Source organism: Acutalibacter sp. LFL-21, assembly GCF_025630755.1.
Classification (GTDB): Bacteria; Bacillota; Clostridia; order Oscillospirales; family Acutalibacteraceae; genus Acutalibacter; species Acutalibacter stercoravium.
The window spans coordinates 49,102-70,617 of record NZ_JAOTNT010000006.1 but is presented as its reverse complement, the minus strand read 5'-3'; the positions used below and the strand labels follow the sequence as shown (position 1 = coordinate 70,617).

Annotated in this window: 26 protein-coding genes; 18 read left to right on the top strand and 8 right to left on the bottom strand. The window is 60.2% G+C overall.

The window, feature by feature from the left end; all coding sequences use genetic code 11:
* Positions 1–3: 3 nt before the first annotated feature.
* The 6 genes from rpsU to ODJ80_RS08535 all read left to right on the top strand — a co-directional run bounded on the left by rpsU (position 4) and on the right by ODJ80_RS08535 (position 3,814).
* Positions 4–180, top strand: a complete 177-nt coding sequence (gene rpsU, locus ODJ80_RS08560; protein ID WP_016404966.1) for a 30S ribosomal protein S21 — start codon at positions 4–6, stop codon at positions 178–180.
* 79 nt (positions 181–259) lie between these two features.
* Positions 260–766 carry a YqeG family HAD IIIA-type phosphatase gene (locus ODJ80_RS08555; RefSeq protein WP_263041760.1) on the top strand — a complete coding sequence of 169 codons (507 nt, stop codon included), beginning with the start codon at positions 260–262 and terminating at the stop codon, positions 764–766.
* Positions 763–1,842 (top strand): M24 family metallopeptidase, encoded by a 1,080-nt coding sequence (locus ODJ80_RS08550; RefSeq protein ID WP_178864626.1) that lies wholly within the window; start codon positions 763–765, stop codon positions 1,840–1,842. Before ODJ80_RS08555 ends, ODJ80_RS08550 begins: the two co-directional genes overlap by 4 nt.
* A gap of 91 nt (positions 1,843–1,933) precedes the next feature.
* Positions 1,934–2,491, top strand: coding sequence for an elongation factor P (gene efp / locus ODJ80_RS08545; protein WP_178864627.1), 558 nt, complete (start codon positions 1,934–1,936; stop codon positions 2,489–2,491).
* Between the two features lie 63 nt (positions 2,492–2,554).
* Positions 2,555–3,001, top strand: a complete 447-nt coding sequence (locus tag ODJ80_RS08540) for a CD1247 N-terminal domain-containing protein (protein WP_263041759.1) — start codon at positions 2,555–2,557, stop codon at positions 2,999–3,001.
* Positions 3,002–3,127: 126 nt separating this feature from the next.
* Positions 3,128–3,814, top strand: a complete 687-nt coding sequence (locus tag ODJ80_RS08535) for a hypothetical protein (protein ID WP_263041758.1) — start codon at positions 3,128–3,130, stop codon at positions 3,812–3,814.
* Positions 3,815–3,874: 60 nt separating this feature from the next.
* Here ODJ80_RS08535 and ODJ80_RS08530 read toward each other — a convergent pair whose 3' ends face one another.
* Positions 3,875–4,519 (bottom strand): bifunctional 4-hydroxy-2-oxoglutarate aldolase/2-dehydro-3-deoxy-phosphogluconate aldolase, encoded by a 645-nt coding sequence (locus ODJ80_RS08530; protein ID WP_178864630.1) that lies wholly within the window; start codon positions 4,517–4,519, stop codon positions 3,875–3,877.
* A gap of 26 nt (positions 4,520–4,545) precedes the next feature.
* Positions 4,546–6,261: a dihydroxy-acid dehydratase gene (gene ilvD / locus ODJ80_RS08525; RefSeq protein WP_442863908.1), complete on the bottom strand. Its 1,716-nt coding sequence runs from the start codon at positions 6,259–6,261 to the stop codon at positions 4,546–4,548.
* 222 nt (positions 6,262–6,483) lie between these two features.
* On the opposite strand from ilvD, the gene aroD reads away from it, so the two are divergent.
* On the top strand, positions 6,484–7,269 hold the full coding sequence (gene aroD / locus ODJ80_RS08520; RefSeq protein ID WP_263041756.1) for a type I 3-dehydroquinate dehydratase: 786 nt from the start codon (positions 6,484–6,486) through the stop codon (positions 7,267–7,269).
* Positions 7,270–7,290: 21 nt separating this feature from the next.
* Entirely contained in the window at positions 7,291–9,381 is a 2,091-nt protein-coding gene (locus ODJ80_RS08515) for an AAA family ATPase (RefSeq protein ID WP_263041755.1), read from the top strand.
* A gap of 102 nt (positions 9,382–9,483) precedes the next feature.
* On the opposite strand, the gene ODJ80_RS08510 is transcribed toward ODJ80_RS08515, so the two are convergent.
* From ODJ80_RS08510 to ODJ80_RS08500, 3 genes are all read right to left on the bottom strand, one after another.
* Complete coding sequence (locus tag ODJ80_RS08510) at positions 9,484–9,987, bottom strand: flavin reductase family protein (RefSeq protein ID WP_178864634.1); 504 nt, start codon at positions 9,985–9,987, stop codon at positions 9,484–9,486.
* Between the two features lie 142 nt (positions 9,988–10,129).
* Positions 10,130–10,987, bottom strand: coding sequence for a sugar phosphate isomerase/epimerase family protein (locus ODJ80_RS08505; protein ID WP_263041754.1), 858 nt, complete (start codon positions 10,985–10,987; stop codon positions 10,130–10,132).
* Between the two features lie 163 nt (positions 10,988–11,150).
* Positions 11,151–11,741 (bottom strand): TetR/AcrR family transcriptional regulator, encoded by a 591-nt coding sequence (locus ODJ80_RS08500; protein WP_263041753.1) that lies wholly within the window; start codon positions 11,739–11,741, stop codon positions 11,151–11,153.
* 164 nt (positions 11,742–11,905) lie between these two features.
* Between ODJ80_RS08500 and ODJ80_RS08495 the strand changes: the two genes are divergently transcribed.
* The 7 genes from ODJ80_RS08495 to ODJ80_RS08465 all read left to right on the top strand — a co-directional run bounded on the left by ODJ80_RS08495 (position 11,906) and on the right by ODJ80_RS08465 (position 16,689).
* On the top strand, positions 11,906–12,565 hold the full coding sequence (locus ODJ80_RS08495; protein ID WP_263041752.1) for a sugar O-acetyltransferase: 660 nt from the start codon (positions 11,906–11,908) through the stop codon (positions 12,563–12,565).
* 466 nt (positions 12,566–13,031) lie between these two features.
* Positions 13,032–14,159 (top strand): sodium ion-translocating decarboxylase subunit beta, encoded by a 1,128-nt coding sequence (locus tag ODJ80_RS08490; protein ID WP_263041751.1) that lies wholly within the window; start codon positions 13,032–13,034, stop codon positions 14,157–14,159.
* A 65-nt stretch (positions 14,160–14,224) separates the two neighbouring features.
* On the top strand, positions 14,225–14,365 hold the full coding sequence (locus ODJ80_RS08485; protein WP_263041750.1) for a hypothetical protein: 141 nt from the start codon (positions 14,225–14,227) through the stop codon (positions 14,363–14,365).
* A 115-nt stretch (positions 14,366–14,480) separates the two neighbouring features.
* On the top strand, positions 14,481–14,678 hold the full coding sequence (locus ODJ80_RS08480) for a helix-turn-helix transcriptional regulator (protein WP_178864640.1): 198 nt from the start codon (positions 14,481–14,483) through the stop codon (positions 14,676–14,678).
* A gap of 15 nt (positions 14,679–14,693) precedes the next feature.
* Complete coding sequence (locus ODJ80_RS08475; RefSeq protein WP_263041749.1) at positions 14,694–15,140, top strand: hypothetical protein; 447 nt, start codon at positions 14,694–14,696, stop codon at positions 15,138–15,140.
* 97 nt (positions 15,141–15,237) lie between these two features.
* Positions 15,238–16,239, top strand: a complete 1,002-nt coding sequence (gene asnA / locus ODJ80_RS08470) for an aspartate--ammonia ligase (RefSeq protein ID WP_263041879.1) — start codon at positions 15,238–15,240, stop codon at positions 16,237–16,239.
* A gap of 12 nt (positions 16,240–16,251) precedes the next feature.
* The gene (locus ODJ80_RS08465; RefSeq protein WP_263041748.1) at positions 16,252–16,689 is read left to right on the top strand and encodes a DUF1648 domain-containing protein; all 438 of its coding nucleotides are present in this window, start codon (positions 16,252–16,254) and stop codon (positions 16,687–16,689) included.
* Positions 16,690–16,725: 36 nt separating this feature from the next.
* Here ODJ80_RS08465 and ODJ80_RS08460 read toward each other — a convergent pair whose 3' ends face one another.
* Positions 16,726–17,580 carry a patatin-like phospholipase family protein gene (locus ODJ80_RS08460; RefSeq protein ID WP_263041747.1) on the bottom strand — a complete coding sequence of 285 codons (855 nt, stop codon included), beginning with the start codon at positions 17,578–17,580 and terminating at the stop codon, positions 16,726–16,728.
* Positions 17,581–17,707: 127 nt separating this feature from the next.
* On the opposite strand from ODJ80_RS08460, the gene trmB reads away from it, so the two are divergent.
* Positions 17,708–18,364: a tRNA (guanosine(46)-N7)-methyltransferase TrmB gene (gene trmB, locus ODJ80_RS08455; RefSeq protein ID WP_178864645.1), complete on the top strand. Its 657-nt coding sequence runs from the start codon at positions 17,708–17,710 to the stop codon at positions 18,362–18,364.
* Positions 18,365–18,425: 61 nt separating this feature from the next.
* Here trmB and ODJ80_RS08450 read toward each other — a convergent pair whose 3' ends face one another.
* Both ODJ80_RS08450 and ODJ80_RS08445 read right to left on the bottom strand, forming a co-directional pair.
* The gene (locus tag ODJ80_RS08450) at positions 18,426–18,659 is read right to left on the bottom strand and encodes a hypothetical protein (protein ID WP_263041746.1); all 234 of its coding nucleotides are present in this window, start codon (positions 18,657–18,659) and stop codon (positions 18,426–18,428) included.
* A 95-nt stretch (positions 18,660–18,754) separates the two neighbouring features.
* Positions 18,755–19,888: a hypothetical protein gene (locus ODJ80_RS08445; protein WP_263041745.1), complete on the bottom strand. Its 1,134-nt coding sequence runs from the start codon at positions 19,886–19,888 to the stop codon at positions 18,755–18,757.
* A 116-nt stretch (positions 19,889–20,004) separates the two neighbouring features.
* Here ODJ80_RS08445 and ODJ80_RS08440 point away from each other — a divergent pair, with 116 nt between their 5' ends.
* Together ODJ80_RS08440 and ODJ80_RS08435 are read left to right on the top strand one after the other, a co-directional pair.
* Positions 20,005–20,304 (top strand): YabP/YqfC family sporulation protein, encoded by a 300-nt coding sequence (locus ODJ80_RS08440; protein ID WP_263041744.1) that lies wholly within the window; start codon positions 20,005–20,007, stop codon positions 20,302–20,304.
* Positions 20,297–21,502 carry a sporulation protein YqfD gene (locus ODJ80_RS08435; protein ID WP_263041743.1) on the top strand — a complete coding sequence of 402 codons (1,206 nt, stop codon included), beginning with the start codon at positions 20,297–20,299 and terminating at the stop codon, positions 21,500–21,502. The genes ODJ80_RS08440 and ODJ80_RS08435 overlap by 8 nt, the downstream gene beginning before the upstream one ends.
* Positions 21,503–21,516: the final 14 nt, after the last annotated feature.

Sequence of the window (21,516 nt, the reverse complement as noted above, 5' to 3'; positions counted from 1 at the left end):
CAAATGGCTGAGATCCGGCTTAAGGAAAACGAATCTTTGGATAGCGCGCTCCGCCGCTTTAAAAAGCAGTGCGCCAGAGCAGGCGTCATCCAGGAGGTCCGGAAGAGAGAGGCTTATGAAAAGCCCTCTGTCAAGCGTAAGAAAAAGTCAGAAGCAGCTCGCAAGCGCAAGTACAAATAAGGCTGCTCAGAGGTACCTTGAAAGCGGGCGGTTCGCCCGCTTTTTTGTTTGAGAAAAGCAAGCCGCAAGGAGGAAAGAAATGGGCATCTTTCGGCCAACCGCCCTGAAAAATCGGGTTACAGAAATCACCCCGGAATTTTTGAAGGGCCTGGGGGTGCGGGCCCTGCTGCTGGATGTGGACAACACCCTGGCAACCTACACCTCCCATACTCCTATGCCGGGCGCGGTGGAGTGGGTGCGGGCCATGGAGGCGGCCGGTTTCCAGATGATCATTATTTCCAATAATTATAAAAAACGAGTGAAGCGCTTTGGCGCCATGTTTGGCCTGGATACCTTGAGCTTCGCCATCAAGCCCCTGCCGGTGGGTTACCTTCGGGCGGCCCGGCGCCTGGGGGTGAGGTGCCGTGAGTGCGTCATCGTAGGGGACCAGATCTTTACGGACATCGTGGGGGCCAATCTGTGCGGCATGAAATCTGTGCTGCTGGCGCCCATCGAGCCGGAGGAAGGCTTCACCTTTAGAGTACGCAGGTATTTTGAACGGGGCCTGCGGGAAAAATTCCAGAGAAGAAAGGATGTTTTGCGATGAAAAACCCTGTGGAACGTCTGACTGAGCGGCTCATCCACGGCGACAGCCAGAAAGCCGCCCTGGTGTTTTCTGAAAAGAACCGCCGGTATTTCACCCAGTTCCCCGCCACAGACGGGGCCCTGCTTGTCACAGCGGAGGAAGCCTACCTGCTGATGGACTTCCGCTATGAAGAGGCCGCCCATTACCAGGCCAAGTACTGCACGGTGCTGGGTTTTGATTCCCTGATGGAAAAGCTGGGGGAACTGATCCAGAAGCACGGCATCAAGGAGATTTACATGGAGTGCGAGCAGCTCTCTGTGGCTCAGGCCCGCCGCTTTGAGGCCGCCTTCCAGCGGTTTGGCGCCCAGGCTGTTCTGGATGAAACGCTGGACAGCGCCATTCGGGAGCAGCGGATGATTAAATCCCCCGAAGAGGTCAAGAAGATCGAGGCCTCTCAGGAGATCACCGACGCGGCCTTCCAGCACATCCTGCCCTATATCAAAGAGGGCGTCACCGAGCGGGACCTGGCTTTGGAGATTGAGTTCTTCATGCGCAAGCAGGGCGCGGAAAACGTGGCCTTCGACCTGATTGTGGCCGCGGGCAAGAACGGTTCTCAGTGCCACGCGGTCCCCTCTGACAACACCGTGCAGAAGGGCGACTTCATCACCATGGATACCGGTGCCCTGTTGGACGGCTATCACTCTGACATGACCCGCACGGTGGCCTTGGGCCAGGTCAGCCAGGAGCAGAAGGCCGTGTACGACACGGTGCTGAAGGCCCACCTGGCAGTCATCGACGGGGTGAAGCCCGGCATGGTCTGCTGTGATGTGGACAAGATTGCCCGGGATATCATCGAGAAGGACTACCCCGGCACCTTCGGCCACGGCTTGGGCCATGGGGTGGGCTTTGAAATCCACGAGTGGCCCCGGTTCGGCCGCGGGGATCAGACGGTGTGCGCGCCTGGAATGGTGGTTACCGATGAGCCCGGCATCTATATCCCGGCCAAATACGGCGTGCGCATCGAGGATATGCTCCTCATCACAGAGGATGGCTGCCGCAGCCTGACCAAGTCTCCCAAGGAGCTCATCTGCCTGTAAGGCTTTTTGCGGCAAAGGGCGGGAAACGGCTTGCAATCCCGCTGTAAATACGGTACAATAGAAAGAGAAATACATTGGAGGTTGTTAAAATATGGTAACCGCAGGCGATTTCAGAAACGGCGTGACCTTTGAGATGGACGGCGGCGTCTATTCCATCATCGAGTTCCAGCACGTCAAGCCCGGTAAGGGCGCTGCCTTTGTGCGCACCAAGATCCGCAACGTGATCACCGGCGCTGTGACAGAAAAGACTTTTAACCCCAACGACAAGTACCCCACCGCTTACATCGAGCGCAAGGACATGCAGTACCTGTACAGCGACGGCGACCTGTACTATTTCATGGACAACGAGACCTACGAGCAGATCCCGATCAACAAGAGCGTCCTCTCTGACAACTTCAAGTTCGTCAAGGAGAACATGGACTGCAAGGTGCTCTCCTACAAGGACAACGTCTTCGGCGTGGAGCCCCCCAACTTTGTGGAGCTGGAGGTCACCAAGACCGAGCCCGGCGTCCGCGGCGACACCGCCACCAACACCCTGAAGCCCGCTACCCTGGAGACCGGCGCGGAGATTCGCGTGCCCCTGTTCATCAACGAGGGCGAGATGATCCGCATCGACACCCGTACCGGGGAGTACATGGAGCGCGCCTAAGCGCCCATTTGCCCAAATACACCGCGGGGCGCTGCCCCAGACGGAACAAGGGAGGAACTGACCATGACCAATTCTGAGAGAGCTTCTTATATCCGCGGCCTGATGGACGGCCTGGAGCTGGACCCCAGCGCCAAGGAGACCAAGGTCCTCAACGCCATCGTAGAGCTGCTGGACGACCTGTGCCTGTCTGTGGAAGAGCTGGACGAGGGCCTGGACGAGCTGGCCGAGCAGGTGGATGAGATCGACTACGACCTGGGCGAGCTGGAAGAGGACTACTACGAGCTGGAGGACGAGGATGAGTGCGGCTGTGGCTGCGGTCATCATCACCACCACGGCGACGACTTTGACGACGCCGAGTTCGAAGTGACCTGCCCCAGCTGCGGCGACACCATCCAGCTCAACGACGAGATGCTGGAAGAGGGCAGCATCGTCTGCCCCGGCTGCGGCGAGACCCTGGAGTTCGACTTCGATGACGACGAGGAAGAGGCCGAGGAGAAGCCGGAAGAGTAAGCCGCTCAAAAGCAAAACAGAGAGCCCTCCCACTTCGGGAGGGCTTTTTCTTGCCTTGCTTGACAGGAATTATGTCAAGTGCTATGATGGGCTTAGAGGCTGACAGTTCCTTGAAAGGGGGAGGCTGTGGTGAAAAAGAAGGTGCATTTTCTGCTGCCGGTGATCCTGTGCTGCCTGCTGGTGTGCGGCACGGCAGTGGGCTCTCACTATGCCCAGGGGGTCTCGCTGATGGAGCAGGCCCTCGCCGCTGAGGAGGCCTATCAGAGCGCCGGCGTGGTGTCCGCAGAGGAGCTTTCCCAGGCGCTGGAGGGGGAAGAGGCCCTTTCCACAAAGGAGATCTTGGACGCGGCGGAGCAGGTCCGCCGGAGCGCGTCCCCTGAGCTGGAGCCCCACTTTACAGGCAGCCTGGAGGAGCGCTTTTCCCAAAACTGCCAGGAGGGACTGGAGGCGCCCCTGGAGTGGGGCTTTTCCGTGGACCGCGGCTTTACAAACCCCAAGCTGCTGGGTTGGAAGTCCCTCTCCAGCACAGAGGTCCAGGTGCGTTTCCGGGCGGATACCTGGCTCAGCACCATCTATTCCTATCTCCTGGAGGGGGCGCCCCGCTACACAGTGGAGGTGCTGTTCAGCCAGTGCACCTACACCGTCCAAATGAAGCAGGAGGACGGCCAGTGGAAGGTGGCCTCGCAAGACATGGACCAGCTGTTTGCGCCGGACAGTTACCAGCCCATCCAAGGGGGCTTCGCTTCCTATCAGGAGGCGCTGGACTTTGTGAACAGCCTGGATGTCCAGGCGTTGGACCCGTTTGTCCTGTGAGCAGGGAGAGCATAGAAAAAGGGAGCGGTTTCCGCTCCCTTTTTTGCGCGTATTTTTTGGTCACTGGCCTGCCCGCACTTCCTGCACCAAAGCCATGCACTCCTTGGCCCGCTGGGTGATGGCCGCCCAGCTGCCCTCGTTGATGTCCCCGGCGGGGCAGAGCCAGCTGCCGCCGCAGGCGATGACGTTGGGCTGGGAGAGGTAGTCCTTCACATTGCTGGGGCTGATGCCGCCGGTAGGCATGAACTTCACACCCCGGTAGGGGCCGTACAGAGCCTTGAGCATCTTCACGCCCCCCACCACTTCCGCGGGGAAGAGCTTCACCGTGGTGAGGCCCAGGCCCAGGGCGGCCTCCACCTCGGTGGGGGTGGCGCAGCCGGGGTACACGGGCACCTGGTTCTTCAGGCACCATTCCACCACTTCCCGGTTGGTGCCGGGGGAGATGACCGCCTTAGCGCCGCAGTCCACGGCCAGCTTGGCCTGTTCCACACTGAGCACGGTGCCCGCGCAGACGAACATCTCCGGCAGGGCGGCGGCGATCTTCTCGATGGACTTGGCGGCCGCTGGGGTGCGGAAGGTGACCTCCGCCGCAGGGATGCCCCCATCCAGCAAGGCCTGGCCCAGGGGCACAGCCTTCATTTCATCCTCCAGCTGGATCACTGGGATGACACCGGTGTTTCGCAAAACCTGTTCCACGTTTTCCATAGAGATTCCTTCCTTTCTTGCAGTGGTTAATCCATATAGCCGCCCTTCATGGGAGAGGCGGCGTTTTTTGTGAATAAACCCAGGGCGCCGGTGGTGTACTTAGACGGCCGGGGGTGCCAGCGCTCTTTCCGGCGGGCCAGCTCTGCGGTGATCTCCTCTTCGGTGGCCTCCTGGCCGTGCAGCCCGCAGATGCGCAGCACCCGGCCGGGGATGTCCACCTGGATCAGGTCGCCCTCTTCCACCAGGGCGATGGGCCCGCCCTCCGCGGCCTCGGGAGACACATGGCCGATGGCCGGTCCCTTGCTTGCCCCGGAGAAGCGCCCGTCGGTGATGAGGGCGATGGAGGCGGAGAGCTCTGGGTCAGAGGAGATGGCCTCTGTGGTGTAGAACATCTCCGGCATGCCGCTGCCCTTGGGGCCCTCGTACCGGATGAGCACCGCGTCCCCCGGCTGGATGCGGTGGTGGAGGATGGCGTCGATGGCCTCCTCCTCGCAGTCAAAGGGACGGGCCTTCAGAACGGCTTGGTGCATCTCCTTGGGCACGGCGCTGTGCTTGACCACGCTGCCCTGGGGGGCCAGGTTGCCCTTCAGCACGGCGATGGTGCCGTTTGTGCCGATGGGTTCCTCAAAGGTGCGGATGATATCGGTGCGCCGCAGGCCGGTCTTTTGCAGCAGCGCGTCGCAGCGGTCGTAGAAGCCATTTTTCTTGCAGTCCTCCAGGTTCTCGCCCAGGGTCTTGCCAGTGACGGTCATCACGTCCAGGTGCAGCATGGACTTGATCTCCTCCATGATGCGGGGCACGCCCCCGGCGTAATAGAAGTATTCCGCGGGCCAGCGCCCGGCCGGGCGGATATCCAGCAGGTAGTGGGCGCCCCGGTGCATCCGGTCAAAGGAATCCGCGTCCAGCTCCACGCCAAACTCCCGGGCAATGGCGGGCAGGTGGAGCAAGGTGTTGGTGGAGCCAGAAATGGCCGCATGGACCATCACGGCGTTTTCAAAGCTCTTCTCCGTGACAATATCCCGGGCGGTGAGGCCCTCCACCGCCATTTGGGCGGCCCGGGCCCCCGCCTTGCGGGCCACCTCCACCAGGTCTTCACAGGTGGCGGGCATCAGGGCGCTGCCGGGCAGCATCAGCCCCAGGGCCTCCGCCATGATCTGCATGGTGGAGGCGGTCCCCATAAAGGAGCAGGCCCCGCAGGAAGGGCAGGCGTGATGTTTGTAAAAGGTAAACTGTTCCTCTGTGATCTCTCCCCGCTGGAACATGGCGCTGTATTTGCCGATCTGTTCCAGGGTCAATAGGTCGGGCCCCGCCTCCATCACCCCGCCAGTGACCACGATAGAGGGGATGTTTACCCGCCCAATGGCCATCAGCTGGGCTGGCACGGATTTGTCACAGCTGGAAATGAACACGCCCGCGTCAAAGGTGGTGGCGTTTGCGTGAATTTCGATCAGGTTGGCGATGGTGTCCCGGCTTACCAAGGAGTAATTGCCGCCGTCGTGGCCCTGGCTCATGCCGTCGCACATGTCCGTGGCAAAGTACAGCGCGGATTTCGCCCCTGCCGCGTCGGCCGCCTTTGCCGCTTCTTGGGCAAACTGTAACAGATGGGCGCTGCCGGGATGGCTTTGACCATAGGTGCTCTCAATCAGTACCTGGGGGCGCTCCAAATCTTCTGGAGTCCACCCCATTCCCATGCGCAGCGGGTCCATTTCCGGGGCCACGCTGCGGGTCTGTTGGCTTTTCAGCATGCTGTTTCCTCCTAAAGCCCTGGGGGCTTTTTTTGAACCGTTCGGGGAATCCTCTAAAATAAGGGGAGAGAACTTATTTTATTATACAATATCTGGTGTTCAGTTCGCAACGGGAGGCACAAAATAAAATTTTAAAATCCCGTAAATTGACAATTGCCTGCTGCGCCGGTATACTTTTATTATCTATAAAATATTGTGAAAAAGGGAGGGTTCCCAAGAGTGGAGCAGTGGAAAAATGTGGAAATACAGGGACTTCGTTTTGGAGAGGGCCTTCCCAAGGTGTGCGTGCCGCTGACCGGCCAAGGTGTTCCAGCCCTGCTCAGCGAGATGCAGGCTGTCTCGGCCCTGCCTGCCGACCTCTATGAGTGGCGGCTGGACTGCTTCTTTGGGGACCCCCTCCCCACCCTTCCTACGGTGGTGCGAGAACTGGGCGGCAGGCCCCTGCTGTGTACCCTGCGGACCCAAGGGGAGGGGGGACAGGCCCGCCTTTCCCCGGAGGAGTATGAACAGCGGCTCACCGCCCTGCTTGAGAAGGGCGGGTTTGGGCTTGTGGATATCGAGCTGGCCTGTGGGGAGGAGAGGATCCCCCGGCTGGTGTCCCTGGCCAAGCGCCAGGGGATCGGGGTGGTTATTTCCAAGCATGATTTTGCGAAAACTCCGCCTTCAGAGGAGATCGCCGCCGCGTTGAGGAAGATGAAGGCCCTGGGGGCCGACCTGCCGAAGTATGCAGTGATGCCCCATACACCAGAGGATGTGCTGGCACTGCTTTCCGCCACCCGGCAGGCCAGCCGGGAAATCGGCCCGGTTATCACCATGTCCATGGGGGAGCTGGGCAAGGTGACCCGCGCCTGCGGCGGGGTGTTCGGCTGCTGTCTGACCTTTGGGGCCGGGCAGAGCGCCTCAGCCCCCGGGCAGATTGGCGCCGAGGACCTGCGGGCTATTTTAGAGGATCTGCAGCCCCACAACAGCCGGAACGCTGAAGCGGCTGGGGAAGAGGGCGTGTAATTTGGAAAGGATCGTGTCCCTATGAAAAACGATATTGATTCCATTTTGGAGTCTATGTTCCGGGGCGGCAGGCTGCATTTTAAAAGCTCTCTGCCTCAGGATTCCCAAAAGGAGAAGAAAGATCCGCGGCCAGCCCCCAAGCCCGCTGAGGGGGCTGGGCCGTTGTCTCAGGCGGCTGTCAATGCCCAGCAGGCGCAGCAGGCTTTGGACGCGGTGGAGAGCGTGGGAGACAGCTTGGCCGGTTCCCTGCAGGAAAGCCTGGAACGGCTGACCCGGGAGGCCAAGGCGGATATGGCGGATTTGGAGCGCCATCTCCAGGCCGACGGTATCGACACCCAAGCCGTGGTCCGGAACAGCGGCGCGCCGGTGGACATGGATATGGCCTTTCAGGTGGCCCGCCAGGAGGCCGGCGCCCTGGTGCTGGGCCAGGAGGAGTTTTTGGACAGCCTGCTCATCGCCTATAAACGCCCCTTTGTGGCAGGCAGCCAGGAGGGGGCGCCCCTGTGCCGGGCGGCGGTGCTGGGGCCCCACGGCACAGGGCGGCACAGCGCCTTGCGGTGCGTCACCGCGTCGCTGGGGCGGCAGGGGGTGTTGAAAAGCCCCAAGACAGCGCTGCTGGACCTGTCCCGCTACGCCGCCCCCGGCTCGGAAAAGCTGTTTATCCAGGATTTTTACGCTGCCGTGAAAAGCGGGGCCTCCGCGTTGCTGCTGGAGCATTGGGAGCGCTGCCATACCTCGGTGCTCTCCATGGTGGGGGATCTGTTCCGGCAGGGTTCCATCCCTCTGCCCAGCCGTTACGCCGAGCAAAAGGGCATGCTGGTGGAGATCGGTACGGCCCTGGTGCCGGGGGCGGTGTCCACCCTGTCCGCGGCGGGGAAGTACCTGTTCCTGTTGACGGACCAGCCCGCCTCCAAGCTGGCGGACGCCTTTGGGGCGCCTTTCCTGGCGGCCCTGGACGACCAATGCCAGACAAAACCCTTTACCCGGGAGTCCTTAGAGGAGATCGCCCGGCGTGAACTGACCAGCTTGCAGGAGCGCTGCCAAAAGCAGCTGCAAATGAAGCTCTCCTTCGGAGAGGCGGAGGTGGGGGCCCTGGCGGACCGCTTCACCCCGGACCAGGGGGCCTATGCCCTGAAGGAGGGGGCGGACCGGCTCTACCGTGCCCTCAGCGAGGAGAAGCTCCACAAGGCACTGGGGCCGGTGGAGGGACGGCTTTTCGCGGAAGGGGATGCCCTTCGGGCGGAGTACACCCAGGCGGGGCTCACCGTGCAGGTGGGGGAGAAGGACGCCTCCGGAGCCCGAGAGGCCGCAGTGGCTGCCGTCAAGGAGGAGCTCTCCCAAATCGTGGGTTTGCAGCCGGTAAAGGATTACATCCTCTCTCTGGAGGACAACTTCAAGATCCAGCAGCTCCGGCGGGAGCGGGGCCTGAAGGCGGATTCCCCCTCTATGCACATGATTTTTACAGGCAATCCGGGCACGGGGAAAACCACCGTGGCCCGCATTGTCTCCCGATACTTAAAGGCCATCGGCGTGCTGCAGGGCGGCCAGCTGGTGGAGGTCACCCGCGCGGACCTGGTGGGCCAGTATGTGGGCCATACCGCCCCCCTGACCCAGAAGGCGATCCAGTCCGCCTTGGGAGGGGTCCTGTTTATCGACGAGGCTTACTCCCTCTACCGGGGCAAGGATGACAGCTTTGGCCTGGAGGCCATCGACACTCTAGTCAAAGGCATGGAGGACCACCGCAGCGACCTCATTGTCATCCTGGCGGGCTACTCCCGGGAAATGGAGGAGTTCCTTCAAGCCAACTCCGGGCTGAAGTCCCGTTTCCCCAATATCATCGAGTTCCCGGACTACACCGCCCAGGAGCTGTGGGAGATCACCAAGAGCATCGTGCGGGGGAAGGGCTACCGTCTGGCGCCCTCCTGCGAGGCGCCGCTGACTGCCTATTACGAAGAGCAGCAGCGCAGCGGGGACTCCCGCACCAACGGCAACGGCCGCATGGCCCGCAACAAGGTGGAGGAGGCGGTCATCGCCTGTTCCCGGCGGAACGTCCGCGCCCCGGAAGAGCAGCGGGATTTGGAACTGCTGCTGCCAGAGGACTTTGGCGTGTAAGCGCCTTTCTATCCGAAAGAGGCACAATCCAGCATCAAAAAAGGACATCCCGGTTTTGCCCGGATGTCCTTTTTGCGTGCCTTTGGCTGGCGGAATAAGGGCTTACTCCTTCTCCAGCACCTTCACAATTTCCCCAATAAACATGCGGTGCAGGTCGTTGTCGTACCACTTTTCCAAAAGGCCCTTGTCCAGGAAGCAGCCTTCCTCCAAATCCTGGCGGTACAGCTTGCGGCAAAGAAAGACAAGCCGGGCCTGCTCGTAGTAGGGGGCCGCCTCATCAAAGCAAGGCGTCAGGCCGGTGGCGGCGTCCTTGTCTACCTCCCGGCCGGATTTGCTGCCGCACAGGTTTAGGGCCTGCCGGTACTCCGGCCCGAAGAAGCAGAGGGAATAATAGTCCTCCCGCTCCACAAACTCCAGGGTGTAGCGCTGGGGCCGGATGTAGATGGTAGAGACATATCTGCCCCACAGTTCCCCCACGCCGCCCCAGCTGGCGGTCATGGTGTTGTGCTTCTCCCTGTTTCCAGCGGTAATAAGCATCCAGTCCTTGTTAATCAGGGTGAAGGGATTGTCCTTTAGCTCCTCCACCGAAATTTCCCGAAACGCCATATGGCACCATCCTTTCTCACAATTCAACTTCAGTCTATGCCGCTGCCGGCTTTCCTATCCCCGCTTTGAAACAGAAAAACCGCCGGACAGGAACGCTTGCCCCGCCCGGCGGCCTGCAAAAAGGAGGGAATGTTGTAATCCGTTAGTTCCACTCAATGCCGTTGTATTTGCGGAAGCTGTCCATGCTCACCTGAATGCTCTCCATGGGGGGCAGCTGGGTGAAGTCCTGCTCCAAAATGACGTACTCCGCGCCCACTCCGTTGGCCGCGTCCAAAATATCTTGAATGGGCATGATGCCCGTGCCCACCTCGCAGAAATCCTCCGGCTTGTGCACGCCGCCAAAGTTCTCCCGGCCGATGGGCACTGTGGGATCTTTGACAGAGAAAATGTTGATGGGGGAGTCCGTGGTCTTGGAGAAGTCCTTCTGGTGCACCAGCTTCATCCGGCTGCCCAGATGGCGGATGACCTCCACTGGGTCCGCCCCGCCGCGCATGGCCCAGAATGTGTCCAGCTCAAAGTCCACATACTGGGGGTCCGTGTTTTCCATGATGTGGTACAGGACGTATTTATCCTGAAGCTTCTGGAACTCGTGATAATGGTTGTGATAGAGGAACTTCATCCCGTGGGGGGCCAGTGCCTTGCCCATGCGGTTGTAATATTCGCACCGCTTCATCAGGGTGTCATAATCCGGGAAGAAGTCCGCAGACTGTCCAATATATTTGTTGCCGATCTTGCCGTGGTACGCAATGATGCCCGGCAGGGTTTTCTCGTCGATGGGACGCAGGTGGCTGCTGACCACACGGGCTCCAAAGCCGCCCAGAATCTCCAAAAGCTTGTCTGCGGGCACATCGAAGCCTACGCCGGGGTCCTCGTCCGCCCGAGAGTTTGCCACCTCCAGATTTTTGTAGCCAATCTCCGCCACTTTGCGGATGGCCTCAAAGGGGTCCTTTTCCATTTCCGTGCGCACGGAATACAGCTGAATGCCAACTTTCAATGCCATAGCAATACCGCCTATCCTTTCCATAGAATTACATCCTGAATGGTATCTTCATTATAGCACACTCCCCTGGAAAAAGCAAAACAGGAAGAGACTTTTTTGTGAAAGCTTCCCCGGGCGCTTTTTGGCGGCGGGGCTTTTTCCTTTTCCTGCGTGCCCGGGTCAGTCAGCTCTGGGCGGCCTGCAAAAACTCCATGCCATAGCGCATGATGTTTTCAGCCGCCAGGGCCATCTCCTCCGGAGAGGCGGCCATCCCCTCCTCTACCCACTGGCGTAGCAGCCCCATATGGCCCCCGCTGGCAAAGGCGTAGAAATACTCCAGCTGGCGGCGTGTGGCCGCCGGAAACTGCCGGGAGTAGGCCCGCAGATAGCTCTCCCGGCCAATGCTCACAAGCCGCAGGGCGAAATCCTTGTCCCCGTGCTCCCCCAGGGTGACGGTGCACAGGTCGGCATTGTCCTTCAGGCAGCGGTAGATGCCCGTGGTAATCTGCAAGGGGGAAAGCATCTCCAGGTCCGCCTCCAGCAAGGGGGCCAGGGCCTGCTGGAAATCCCGGAGCATGTCCTCCTCAATCTGCTGCAGCAGGTCATAGATATCGTCATAGTGGGCGTAAAACGTGCTGCGGTTGATGCCCGCCCTTTGGCAAAGCTCGGTTACGGCAATGCGTTGAATGGGTTTTTCCTCCAGCAGGCTGGTAAAGGCCTGCCGGATGAGCGCCTTTGTCAGCCGGGTGCGCCGGTCGTTTTCCAGTTCCTTCAAAATCGGTTCCCCCTTCCGGCAGAACAAGGCCCTGCCGGATCTTTGCTTTCATTATAATATGGAAAAGGAAAAAGCGCAATGCGCCATTTGCCCCCTTGTACCAGCGGAGGGGGAGTGCTATACTGAGCTTGCAGTTCAAATTTTGTGGAAAGGCGGCCGCTGCAATGGTCAAAGAAGAAGAGAGGATATACAAAGGCATTGTGTTCTGCCCTGGGGACCCAGAGCTGGTGGCGATTAAGCGTAAGACCCATAATTTAGACGTGGATTACAACCAAACCCATGAGGATGAGTTTGAGAAACGGGCCGCAATCCTTCAGGAAATCCTGGGCGAAATGGGAGAGGGCGTGCGGATTCAGGGGCCTATCGCTTTTCACTACGGGAAGCACACCAAAATCGGCAAAAACTTTTTTGGAAATTTCAATCTCACCATCCAGGATGATGGGGAGGTGACCATTGGGGATAACTGCAATTTCGGCCCCAACGTCACCATTGTCACCCCCGTGCATCCCATGGTTCCAGAGGAGCGCAATGCCCTTTTGGGCCCCGATGGGAAGCCCAAGCGCCTGTGCTGGGCCAAACCTGTCCACATTGGAGACAATGTGTGGCTGGGAGCCAACGTGGTGGTGTGCCCCGGTGTCACCATTGGGGACGGCTGCGTCATCGGCGCGGGGGCTGTGGTCACCCGGGATATCCCGCCCCGTACCTTTGCCGCGGGAAATCCCTGCCGGGTCATCCGGGAGATCACAGAGGCGGACAGCATGCGGCATAAGCCGGAAATCCTGGCGGACTTCGCTGTCCCGGAGAGCTTTGAAGGCCTGTTCTGACCCCCTCGTCCGCCCGCAAAAAGGCGTGAAAAAAGGGTTAGGGGCCGCCCATGGGAGGAGGCGGCCCCTGAAGAGGAAGTAAGGAGTTAAAATGAGGATGTAATGAAAAAGATTTTGTCCTGTGGCCTTTTCTTGACCACAGTTATAGGATAGCAAGGAAATGTGAAGGTTTTTTGAAGATTCCCGGAAAGTTCCCTAAACATCCGGTTACAAGGCTCTGCTTTCCCTGGGAGGAAAGCCCATTTCCCGCTCTTGACAAGCTCCCGGAAATCATGGTACACTATCAAGCGATATGGGGGAGTAGTCGGCATGGTGCCCCATGCAGCTAAGTCAACATCTTGGGTGTTCCCGCACCCTGGTTTAGCTTGAAACGACAAGACCTGTGCTTTGCGGCATGGGTCTCTTTTTATATCCCCCATAAACGGGAGAGATTTGTTTTAACACAGAAGGAAGGATGAAGAAAACAATGGAATTCTTGTGGGAAGGCCTGCTATCCATCACTTGGCAGCAGGCGGTCATGTATGTGGTGGGCGCAGTGCTCATCTGGCTGGCCATCAAAAAGGAGTATGAGCCCACGCTGCTGCTGCCCATGGGCTTTGGCGCCATCTTGGTGAACCTGCCCAGCTCCGGTGTGCTCAACCAGGTGATGGAGGGCGCTGGAGAGACCCATGGCATCATCCAGTGGCTGTTCGAGGTGGGCATCTCCACCTCAGAGGCATTCCCCCTGCTGCTGTTCATCGGCATTGGCGCCATGATTGACTTTGGGCCCCTGCTCTCTAACCCGAAGATGTTTCTCTTCGGCGCGGCGGCTCAGTTCGGCATTTTCATGACAGTGGTGCTGGCCGCCCTGCTGGGCTTTGACCTGAAGGACGCCGCCTCTATCGGCATTATTGGTGCCGCCGACGGCCCCACCTCCATTCTGGTAAGCCAAGTGCTGGGCTCCAACTTTATCGGCCCCATCGCGGTGGCAGCTTATTCCTACATGGCCTTGGTGCCCATCATCCAGCCCGCGGCCATCAAGCTGGTGACCACCAAGAAGGAGCGCGCCATCAAGATGGAGTACCGCCCCAACCAGGTCACCAAGACCACCCGCATCCTGTTCCCCATCATGGTCACCTTCGTGGCTGGCCTGGTAGCACCCGCTTCTGTTTCCCTGGTGGGCTTCCTCATGTTCGGCAACCTGATCCGCGAGTGCGGCGTGCTCAACCGCCTGTCTGAGACAGCTCAGAACGACCTGGCCAATTTGATCACCCTGCTGCTGGGCATCACCATTGCCTTCTCTATGCGTGCAGATCAGTTTGTCAACCTGCAGACCATTATGATCATGGCCCTGGGCCTGTTCGCCTTTGTGTTCGATACCATTGCGGGCGTGGTCTTCGCCAAGATCCTGAATATCTTCAGCAAGACCAAGATCAACCCCATGGTGGGCGCTGCGGGCATCTCCGCGTTCCCCATGTCTGCCCGTATTGTGGAGAAAATGGGGATTGCCGCCAACAACCAGAACCATCTGCTGATGCACGCTGTGGGTGCCAATGTCTCCGGACAGGTGGCCTCTGCGGTGGCTGGCGGCATCATCCTGGGCTTCTTCATGTAAGCCTGGGTACACAAGCTTTGGCAAGTTTTGGATAGAACGCGCGCTGCGCGGGAAGGAGAGACGATATGGGTCCTGAGTATTGGCAAACTGTGGAAGAAGCCCTGGGCATTATGGGCAAAGGGATGCTGGGCATCTTTGTGGTCATCATCATCATCGCCCTGCTGGTCTACGGGCTGACCAAGATCACTTCCAAGAAAAAGTCTTAACAGCATTGAAAAGAAAAAGGACGGGCTCTATCCCGTCCTTTTTTGTGAGGTAAAAAGTAAAATATACTTGACTTTTAGATTGTTAAAGCATACAATATTCTTGAGAGGTGAGCCCATGGGAAAAAATTTGAAAATGAAAGCCGCCCGGGCGGCCCTGGGCCTGACCCAGCAGGATTTGGCAGAGGCGGTGGGCGTCACCCGCCAGACCATTGTGGCCATCGAGCGGGGGGACTACAACCCCACCATCAAGCTCTGCGTGGAAATCTGCAAGGCCCTGGGTAAGACCTTGGACCAGCTGTTCTGGGAACCGTGAGAGGAGTTGTGCGCCGTGAAAAAACGAACCGAGTTAGACGAACGCCAGCTGTGGCAGCGGGGCAACGTGTTCAAGCACGCCTTTGTGTTTTTAATTGCCGCCCTGGCCCTAGAGGCCCTGTGCAAGGCCTTTGGCGTCACCTGGGCCCAGGGGCCTTGGGAGGCGATCCTGCTCATCTGGGGCAGCGTTGCCCTGTGCTGGTGGGAGTTCATCCTGCGGGATATCAACCCCATGGGGAGGAGCCAGAAGACCTTCTTTTTCGCCATGGGGCTGTGCGGCCTGTGCATGGTGGTGATGGAGCTGGCCTCTCTGGCGGCAGGCCGCGGGCCGCTGCTGGAGGAGGGCATGATCACCTCTGGGGGTGCCATCACGCTCACCGGCTGCCTGATGGCCAGCATCCTGGCGGTGTACCTGGCAAAGAGCTTCCGGGAAAAGCGCCGCCCCGCCGGGGACGAAGATTGAACTTGCAGCCGGCGGTGCCGCCTCCTGCAAAAATTCCTTCCCATCCCCGTCAAAACCTGCTATAATAAAAAGGATTTTGAAACAAGGGGGAACCACTATGACCATCCTGCCGGAACGCTACCAGCCCGCCCTGGGCCTGTACGAAACCCAAAAGGCCATTGGGCTGATTAAGAATATCTTCCAGGTTAAGCTCTGCGCAGCCCTGCACTTAAAGCGTGTCACTGCGCCCTTGTTCGTGGACCCGGCCACCGGACTCAACGATGACCTCAACGGTGTGGAGCGCCCGGTGGGCTTCGATATCCCCGCCGTGGGCATCGAGGGCCAGGTGGTGCACTCCCTGGCCAAGTGGAAGCGCCTGGCCCTCCACGACTACAACTTCTTCGTGGGCAACGGCCTGGTGGCGGACATGAACGCCATCCGCCGGGATGAGGAGCTGGACAACCTCCACTCCATCTATGTGGACCAGTGGGACTGGGAGAAGGTCATCGACGAATCCACCCGCAACGAGGCCTACTTAAAGGACACCGTCCGCCGGATTGTCAGCGCCATCTGCGGCACTTTGGACGAGCTGAAGTGGCAGTTTTCCAGCTTGGACACCGACCTGTGCCGGGATGTGTTCTTCCTCACCGCCCAGGAGCTGGAGGACATGTACCCCCAGCTCACCCCCAAGGAGCGGGAGGGTGTCATCACCAAAAAGCACAGGACCGTGTTCATCCAGCAGATTGGCGGCAAGCTGAGAAGCGGCAAGCCCCACGACGGCCGCGCCCCCGACTACGACGACTGGAGCTTGAACGGCGACCTGCTCTTCTGGCACGAGCCCCTGCAGTGCGCCTTGGAAATCAGCAGCATGGGCATCCGGGTGAACCCGGAAAGCCTGGATAGGCAGCTTGCGGAAGCTGGCTGCGACAACCGCCGGGAGCTGCCCTTCCACAAGATGCTCCTAAACGGCGAGCTTCCCCTGACTATCGGCGGGGGCATCGGCCAAAGCCGCCTGTGCATGCTGCTGCTGGGCAAGGCACATATCGGCGAGGTACAGGCCTCCCTGTGGGACGAGGAGACAAAGCGCCTCTGCAAAGAAGCAGGTATCGTCCTGCTGTAAGGAGTGTTTTTCATGAAAGCGTTTGTCAAAACATATTGGCTGGAGCTTCTCTTTTTTGCTTTGGGACTGGTGGGCGCGGCCTTCGCGTTCCCCTTCCTGCCGGGAAGCATTCCCCGGCAGTGGAACAACGGGCAGGTGGTGGCCACCATGCCCAAGGCGGCGCTGTTTCTCATCCCCGTGGTGCAGCTGCTGGTGTGCTATCTGTTCCACTGGTGGATTGGCCGCTGCCTGGAGAAGCTCCCCGCTCTGGCCCCCACGTTTTCCGGGATGGAGCGGCTGCTTCCGGCCGTTTTGGCTGTTGTATGCCTTTCCCTAGAGGTCTGCATCATGCTGGCGGCATGGGGTGTGGCGGTGAAGATCGCTGTTGTGCTGCTTGTCGAGCTGCTGGTGGTGCCTATCGTGTTCATCGGCTTTGTGGCTGCCAAGATTTTGAGCAATATCGGAAAATAAGAAAGAGGCTCCTTGCGGGGGAGCCTCTTTCTGTTTTCAGCCTTCCAAATAGCCGGCCAGCGCTTCCAACTGTTCCTGGCAGACTTGCCGCCCTTGGGCGTACAGGGCCCGCAGCTTTATCAGGTCCCGCTCTGTGCGGGAGACGGTCACCGGCTCCGGCGGGCGCAGTACGAACACCTTTCCCTGGGCCTCCAGGCGGTCCAGCGCATCCAGCTCCCGGGCATAGCGCCGGGGTGTTTCCAGCAGGGCGCGCACCAGCTGGGGATACTGCTTGTAGTGCTTGGCGTAAAGGCGGGCCAACGCCCGAGGGGTCTGGGGTTTTCGGTAACCGTGCTCCCGGGTGGTGATGACTACCACCTTATCATAGCCTTCCTCCAAGGCGCGGGCATAGGGGATGGACAAGGAGGCGCCCCCGTCCACGCAGGGGATGCCCTCCACCTCCACAGTGGGGGCCAGAAGGGGCATGCTGGCGCTGGCCCGGATGGCCCCATAGATATCCTGGCAGCTGTGTTTCTCCCAAAAGACCGGCTGGCCGGTGCGGCAGTCCGTAGCCACAGCGGTAAAGCCCATGGGAGAAGCGGCAAAGGCTTCCCGGTCCAGGGGGATCAGCTTGTCGGAAATTTCCCCGAAGAGGAAGTCGAAATTGAAAATGCTCTTTTTGAAGATCAGGTTCCCCAGGCCCAGGTACCGCTTGTCATTGACGTAGTCCAAGTTCACCTGGGCGGTGCGGCCCACCTGGCGGGAGACGTAGTTTACCCCCGTCAGCGCCCCGGCGGACACGCCGAAGACCCCATCGGACCAGAGCCCCTGTTCCATCATGACGTCTACAGCTCCAGCGGAAAACATACACCGCAGGGAGCCGCCCTCTAAGGCTAAAGCCCACTTTTTCATAGCACGCTCTTCTCCTTTCCGAATACCTCCATTTTACATCAAGTTTCTCCAGGATTCAACGCCCCCGCTTGATTTCCTTTTCCGGCCCAGGTATAATAAGGCGTACATTATCACAAGGAGCGAACCTATGCGCATACGAAGAAAGACTTGGGCCAGGCCGGAGCTTGCCGCCTGCCCCTATTTTGTGGCACAGCCCCAGCAGCAGCGGGGCAGCTGGGAGGCGGTGTTTGGGGAAAAGCGCCCCCTTCACCTGGACTTGGGCTGCGGCAAGTGCGTCTTTTTGGCCGAAGCCGCCCACACCCACCGGGATGTGAATTTCCTGGGAATCGACATCAGCTACGACATTCTGGGCGTGGGCCGGCGGAACATTGCCCAGGCCTACGGGGAAGAGCAGCCGGACAACGTGGCCCTGTGCGCTTATAATATTGAGCGGCTGGGAGAGCTCTTTTCTCCCGAGGAGAAGGTCCAGCGCCTGTACATCAATTTCTGCAACCCCTGGCCTACCGCCCGGGGCCACAAGCGCCGCCTGACCCACACCCGCCAGCTGCTTCACTACAAACCCCTGCTGGCCCCCGGCGGGGAGATCTGGTTCAAGACCGACAACGACGACCTGTACCTGGCCACCCGGCGCTATCTCACCGAGGCGGGCTTTGCAATCTACTTTGACACCCGGGACCTGCACGCCGCCGGGGACCCAGAGAACATCCTTACCGAGCACGAGCTCCGGTTTACCCAGGAGGGCATCCCTACCAAGGCCTTAAAGGCCCGGCTGCTCCAACCCTGAGTGCAACGCAGGAAGCGCTGAAAAAGGAAAGCCTTCGAGGGAAACCTCGAAGGCTTTTTGGTTACAGCTGAAAATCCTCTGGACGGTATTGGGAGGTGCGCAGGGAGGGCGCCACCCGGGGCTCCCGCAGAAGGGGGTCGTACCGGTATTTTTTGCAAGCCTCCCCCTCTGGCTGGCGGCGCAGGGCGCAGGCCACCTGGCCCTCTCCTCCGCTGTTGTGCTGGCAATAGGCGCAGCTGGGAGGAATGCGCCCGCCAAACAGCGGGTGCTTTTTCTTTCTCTGAAACAGGCCCATGGGAAGAAACCCTCTTTTCCAAAGCGCCGAAAAAAGAACCGGCGCCTTTCTATTCCAGAGGTATTATAGCACAAGTCCGTTCCCGGCGCAACGGGCTACTCTTTGGAACCTTTCTCCCTCTGCGGCAGGGCGGCGAGGAATGCCAGGCACATAAGGAACAGAGAGAGCCCCCCTGCCGCCGTAGAGGCGGACCCCCCCAAGGCCAGTTCCGCCTCCGAAGAGGCCCACACCAGCCGAGGAGGAGGGGGGAACAGCCGCGCCAGCAGCAAAAAGATGCCCGACGCCAAAAAACCGTGAAGAAGGCGGAATAGGAAGAATTTCCCCTTAGAAAGGGGGAATTCTGGGAAAAGGGAAAAAAGCTGCAAGTGTACGCACAGCCCGCCAAAGGCCAGACCAAAGGCGTAAAGCAGGGGCGCGCCCCCTTGGCGGGAGGCCTCGCCCGTTCCTCCGGTGACCTCCAGCAGGAAGGAGAGCAGCACCCCGGCCTCCTTTTGGGAGACCAGCCCTGAAAAGGCCAGCAGGCGGCTCAGGGCCTGGAAGGCCCCGCTCCCCTGCAAAATGGCGGTAAATCCGGCAAACAGCAGAATGCAGCCGCACATTTTTACCACAGCGGAAGAGGCATCGGATACAGAACGGACCAGCGCCGGCCCTCCCGGCTCTCCTGGCTGCGGCGGCTCCTTTTCCGGAAGGGGCTTCCCCAGCCCTGTGAGAAGTCCCAGCAGCAGCCCAGAGAGGGTCACCGCGAAAAAGAGAAGCCACCCCAAACGCAGGCTTCCCAAAGCGCCGCAGCCTAGAAAGGTCACCACAAAGGCCGCTCCCGGCGCCACGCAGAAGAGCATCATCCGGCCGGCCTGCTCCCGGGTGAGCCGCCCTTGTTCCAGCAGGAGGGATATGCCCCGGGCCCCAGCGGGGTAGCCGCCCAAAAAGCTCAAGAGCAGGGTGGCCCCGGCGCAGGCGGGCAAACGGAACAGATGCCGCACGGCCGGCCCCAATGCCCGCCCGAACAGCATCCCTGCCTGAGAGCGTACCCCATAGCTGGCTGCGACCATAAAGGGGAACAGAGAGGGCGTGAGGGACACCAGGCAATACAGGGCGCTTTGGGCTACGCTGTCCCGCACCTGGGCCGGGTAGGCCAGCAGCGCTGTTCCAAAGCTCACTAGGGCCAGGGCGCTTCCCAACGCTCTCCAGGAAAGGCCCCCTTCTGGCCTGGCGGGAGAGATCAGCTTCATGGCGTGCTCCTTTCCGGGGCCTGCCGCCCCCTTCATCCCTATGCCCCCCTGGTGGGATACATTCCCGCCGGACCACATATATTTTGTAGTGTTCAAACGGAGAGAGGGGGCAGGCTATGGAAACGCGGGGAGCGGGCAGCCCGGTGGTAGAGCTCCACGGAAATCGCAGGGCTGTGGTGGATGGCTGCGATGGGATTGTGGACTACGATAGCGAGCGGGTGATCCTGCGGGGCGGCAGGCTGATTTTGCGGTTCAGCGGAAGGGGCCTGCGGCTGGTGCGCCTGACGGAGAGCTCCGCGATTGTTGAAGGCGCCATCCATCAGGTGGAATACGCCTATGGCGAAAACGGAATGGGGGGCATGCCCCTTCGGCAAAAGGGGGAATCCAGCCCAAAAGGAGGTGGAAACCATGCTTGAAAAAGCAGCCCATTGGCTGACTGGCTGGATCGAGATGGAGATTCAGGGAGATGGAGCCCGCTTTCTCAACGCCGCGGCCAAGATGGGCGTGGAGTTCTGGGGCTTCCAGAGGGAAAACGGGCGGCTGTTGGTGCGGGGAAGGCCCCGGGAGTATAGGAACCTCCGGGACCTGGCCAGGCGGTGCCGAGCCCATCCCCGCCTGCGCAAGCGGGGAGGGCTGCCTTTTTTTACAGCCCGTCTCCAAAAGCAGAAAGGGCTGCTCCTGGGCGCCCTGGTGGGCGTGGGCGTCTATGTGTACCTAAGCGGCTTTTGCTGGGGTGTGACTGTGACGGGAGACCAGCGCCTGACCCAGGCCCAGGTGCTGCAGGCCGCCCGGGAAAACGGCGTTTACCTGGGGTGTTCTCTCTATGGCTTAGATGCCAAGGCCGCGGGAATGGCGATCCGAAATGACTTGGAAGAGGCGGCCTGGCTCTCTGTCAACGAGGATGGCTGCTTTTTAGAGGTGGCTGTCAATGAGGCCGACCCCGCTCCGCAGGTGGTCAATGACCGGGAGTGGTCCAACATGGTGGCCTCCCGGGCGGGGACCATCCTCTCCATCCAAGCGGAGTGGGGGCGTCCAGAGGTCTCCCCGGGGGACACCGTGCAGGGAGGGCAGCTGCTCATCGCGGGCCTGTACCCAGTGGAGAGCGCCCACCCCTATGGGCCGGAGCAGGAAGATCCCCCCAGGACCTTGGGGGCCGCCCGAGGCAGTGTGCGGGCCCTGACCTATCGGGAATTCACGGTGGAGGTGCCCCAGGAAGTCTCCCAGTTGGTCCCGGTGGGCAGCGCTGTGCGAGAGAGATCCCTCTTGCTTTTCGGCGTGCGCATCCCCTTGGGACTGTACCAGGAGCAGGCGGGAAACACCCGCACCTGGCACCACAGCACAGCCTGGAGCCCTCTGGGCCGCGAACTTCCTCTGGCGTGGGAAGAGAGCGTGGTGCAGCCGCTGCAGGAAGTTGTCTTCCAGCGGGAGGAGGAAGAACTGCGGCAGGCGGCTTTGCTGGCGCTGCGCCGGGCGCAGCGGGAGGAACTTCCCCAGGGAAGCCGGGTGGTAGAGGAGGAGCTCACCTATTGGATGGAAAACGGCATGTGTATGCTGCAGGCCAAGTGCCGCTGCGAGGAGGAGATCGGTGTGGTGAAAAAGATTTCGTTTGAATGACACAACTGTGGTAA

Coding starts and splice junctions, on each gene's coding strand:
- rpsU (WP_016404966.1), top strand. CDS start 4: ATGGCTGAGATCCGGCTTAAGGAAAACGAATCTTTGGATAGCGCGCTC.
- ODJ80_RS08555 (WP_263041760.1), top strand. CDS start 260: ATGGGCATCTTTCGGCCAACCGCCCTGAAAAATCGGGTTACAGAAATC.
- ODJ80_RS08550 (WP_178864626.1), top strand. CDS start 763: ATGAAAAACCCTGTGGAACGTCTGACTGAGCGGCTCATCCACGGCGAC.
- efp (WP_178864627.1), top strand. CDS start 1,934: ATGGTAACCGCAGGCGATTTCAGAAACGGCGTGACCTTTGAGATGGAC.
- ODJ80_RS08540 (WP_263041759.1), top strand. CDS start 2,555: ATGACCAATTCTGAGAGAGCTTCTTATATCCGCGGCCTGATGGACGGC.
- ODJ80_RS08530 (WP_178864630.1), bottom strand. CDS start 4,519: ATGGAAAACGTGGAACAGGTTTTGCGAAACACCGGTGTCATCCCAGTG.
- ODJ80_RS08515 (WP_263041755.1), top strand. CDS start 7,291: ATGAAAAACGATATTGATTCCATTTTGGAGTCTATGTTCCGGGGCGGC.
- ODJ80_RS08510 (WP_178864634.1), bottom strand. CDS start 9,987: ATGGCGTTTCGGGAAATTTCGGTGGAGGAGCTAAAGGACAATCCCTTC.
- ODJ80_RS08505 (WP_263041754.1), bottom strand. CDS start 10,987: ATGGCATTGAAAGTTGGCATTCAGCTGTATTCCGTGCGCACGGAAATG.
- ODJ80_RS08495 (WP_263041752.1), top strand. CDS start 11,906: ATGGTCAAAGAAGAAGAGAGGATATACAAAGGCATTGTGTTCTGCCCT.
- ODJ80_RS08490 (WP_263041751.1), top strand. CDS start 13,032: ATGGAATTCTTGTGGGAAGGCCTGCTATCCATCACTTGGCAGCAGGCG.
- ODJ80_RS08485 (WP_263041750.1), top strand. CDS start 14,225: ATGGGTCCTGAGTATTGGCAAACTGTGGAAGAAGCCCTGGGCATTATG.
- ODJ80_RS08480 (WP_178864640.1), top strand. CDS start 14,481: ATGGGAAAAAATTTGAAAATGAAAGCCGCCCGGGCGGCCCTGGGCCTG.
- asnA (WP_263041879.1), top strand. CDS start 15,238: ATGACCATCCTGCCGGAACGCTACCAGCCCGCCCTGGGCCTGTACGAA.
- ODJ80_RS08465 (WP_263041748.1), top strand. CDS start 16,252: ATGAAAGCGTTTGTCAAAACATATTGGCTGGAGCTTCTCTTTTTTGCT.
- ODJ80_RS08460 (WP_263041747.1), bottom strand. CDS start 17,580: ATGAAAAAGTGGGCTTTAGCCTTAGAGGGCGGCTCCCTGCGGTGTATG.
- trmB (WP_178864645.1), top strand. CDS start 17,708: ATGCGCATACGAAGAAAGACTTGGGCCAGGCCGGAGCTTGCCGCCTGC.
- ODJ80_RS08450 (WP_263041746.1), bottom strand. CDS start 18,659: ATGGGCCTGTTTCAGAGAAAGAAAAAGCACCCGCTGTTTGGCGGGCGC.
- ODJ80_RS08445 (WP_263041745.1), bottom strand. CDS start 19,888: ATGAAGCTGATCTCTCCCGCCAGGCCAGAAGGGGGCCTTTCCTGGAGA.
- ODJ80_RS08440 (WP_263041744.1), top strand. CDS start 20,005: ATGGAAACGCGGGGAGCGGGCAGCCCGGTGGTAGAGCTCCACGGAAAT.
- ODJ80_RS08435 (WP_263041743.1), top strand. CDS start 20,297: ATGCTTGAAAAAGCAGCCCATTGGCTGACTGGCTGGATCGAGATGGAG.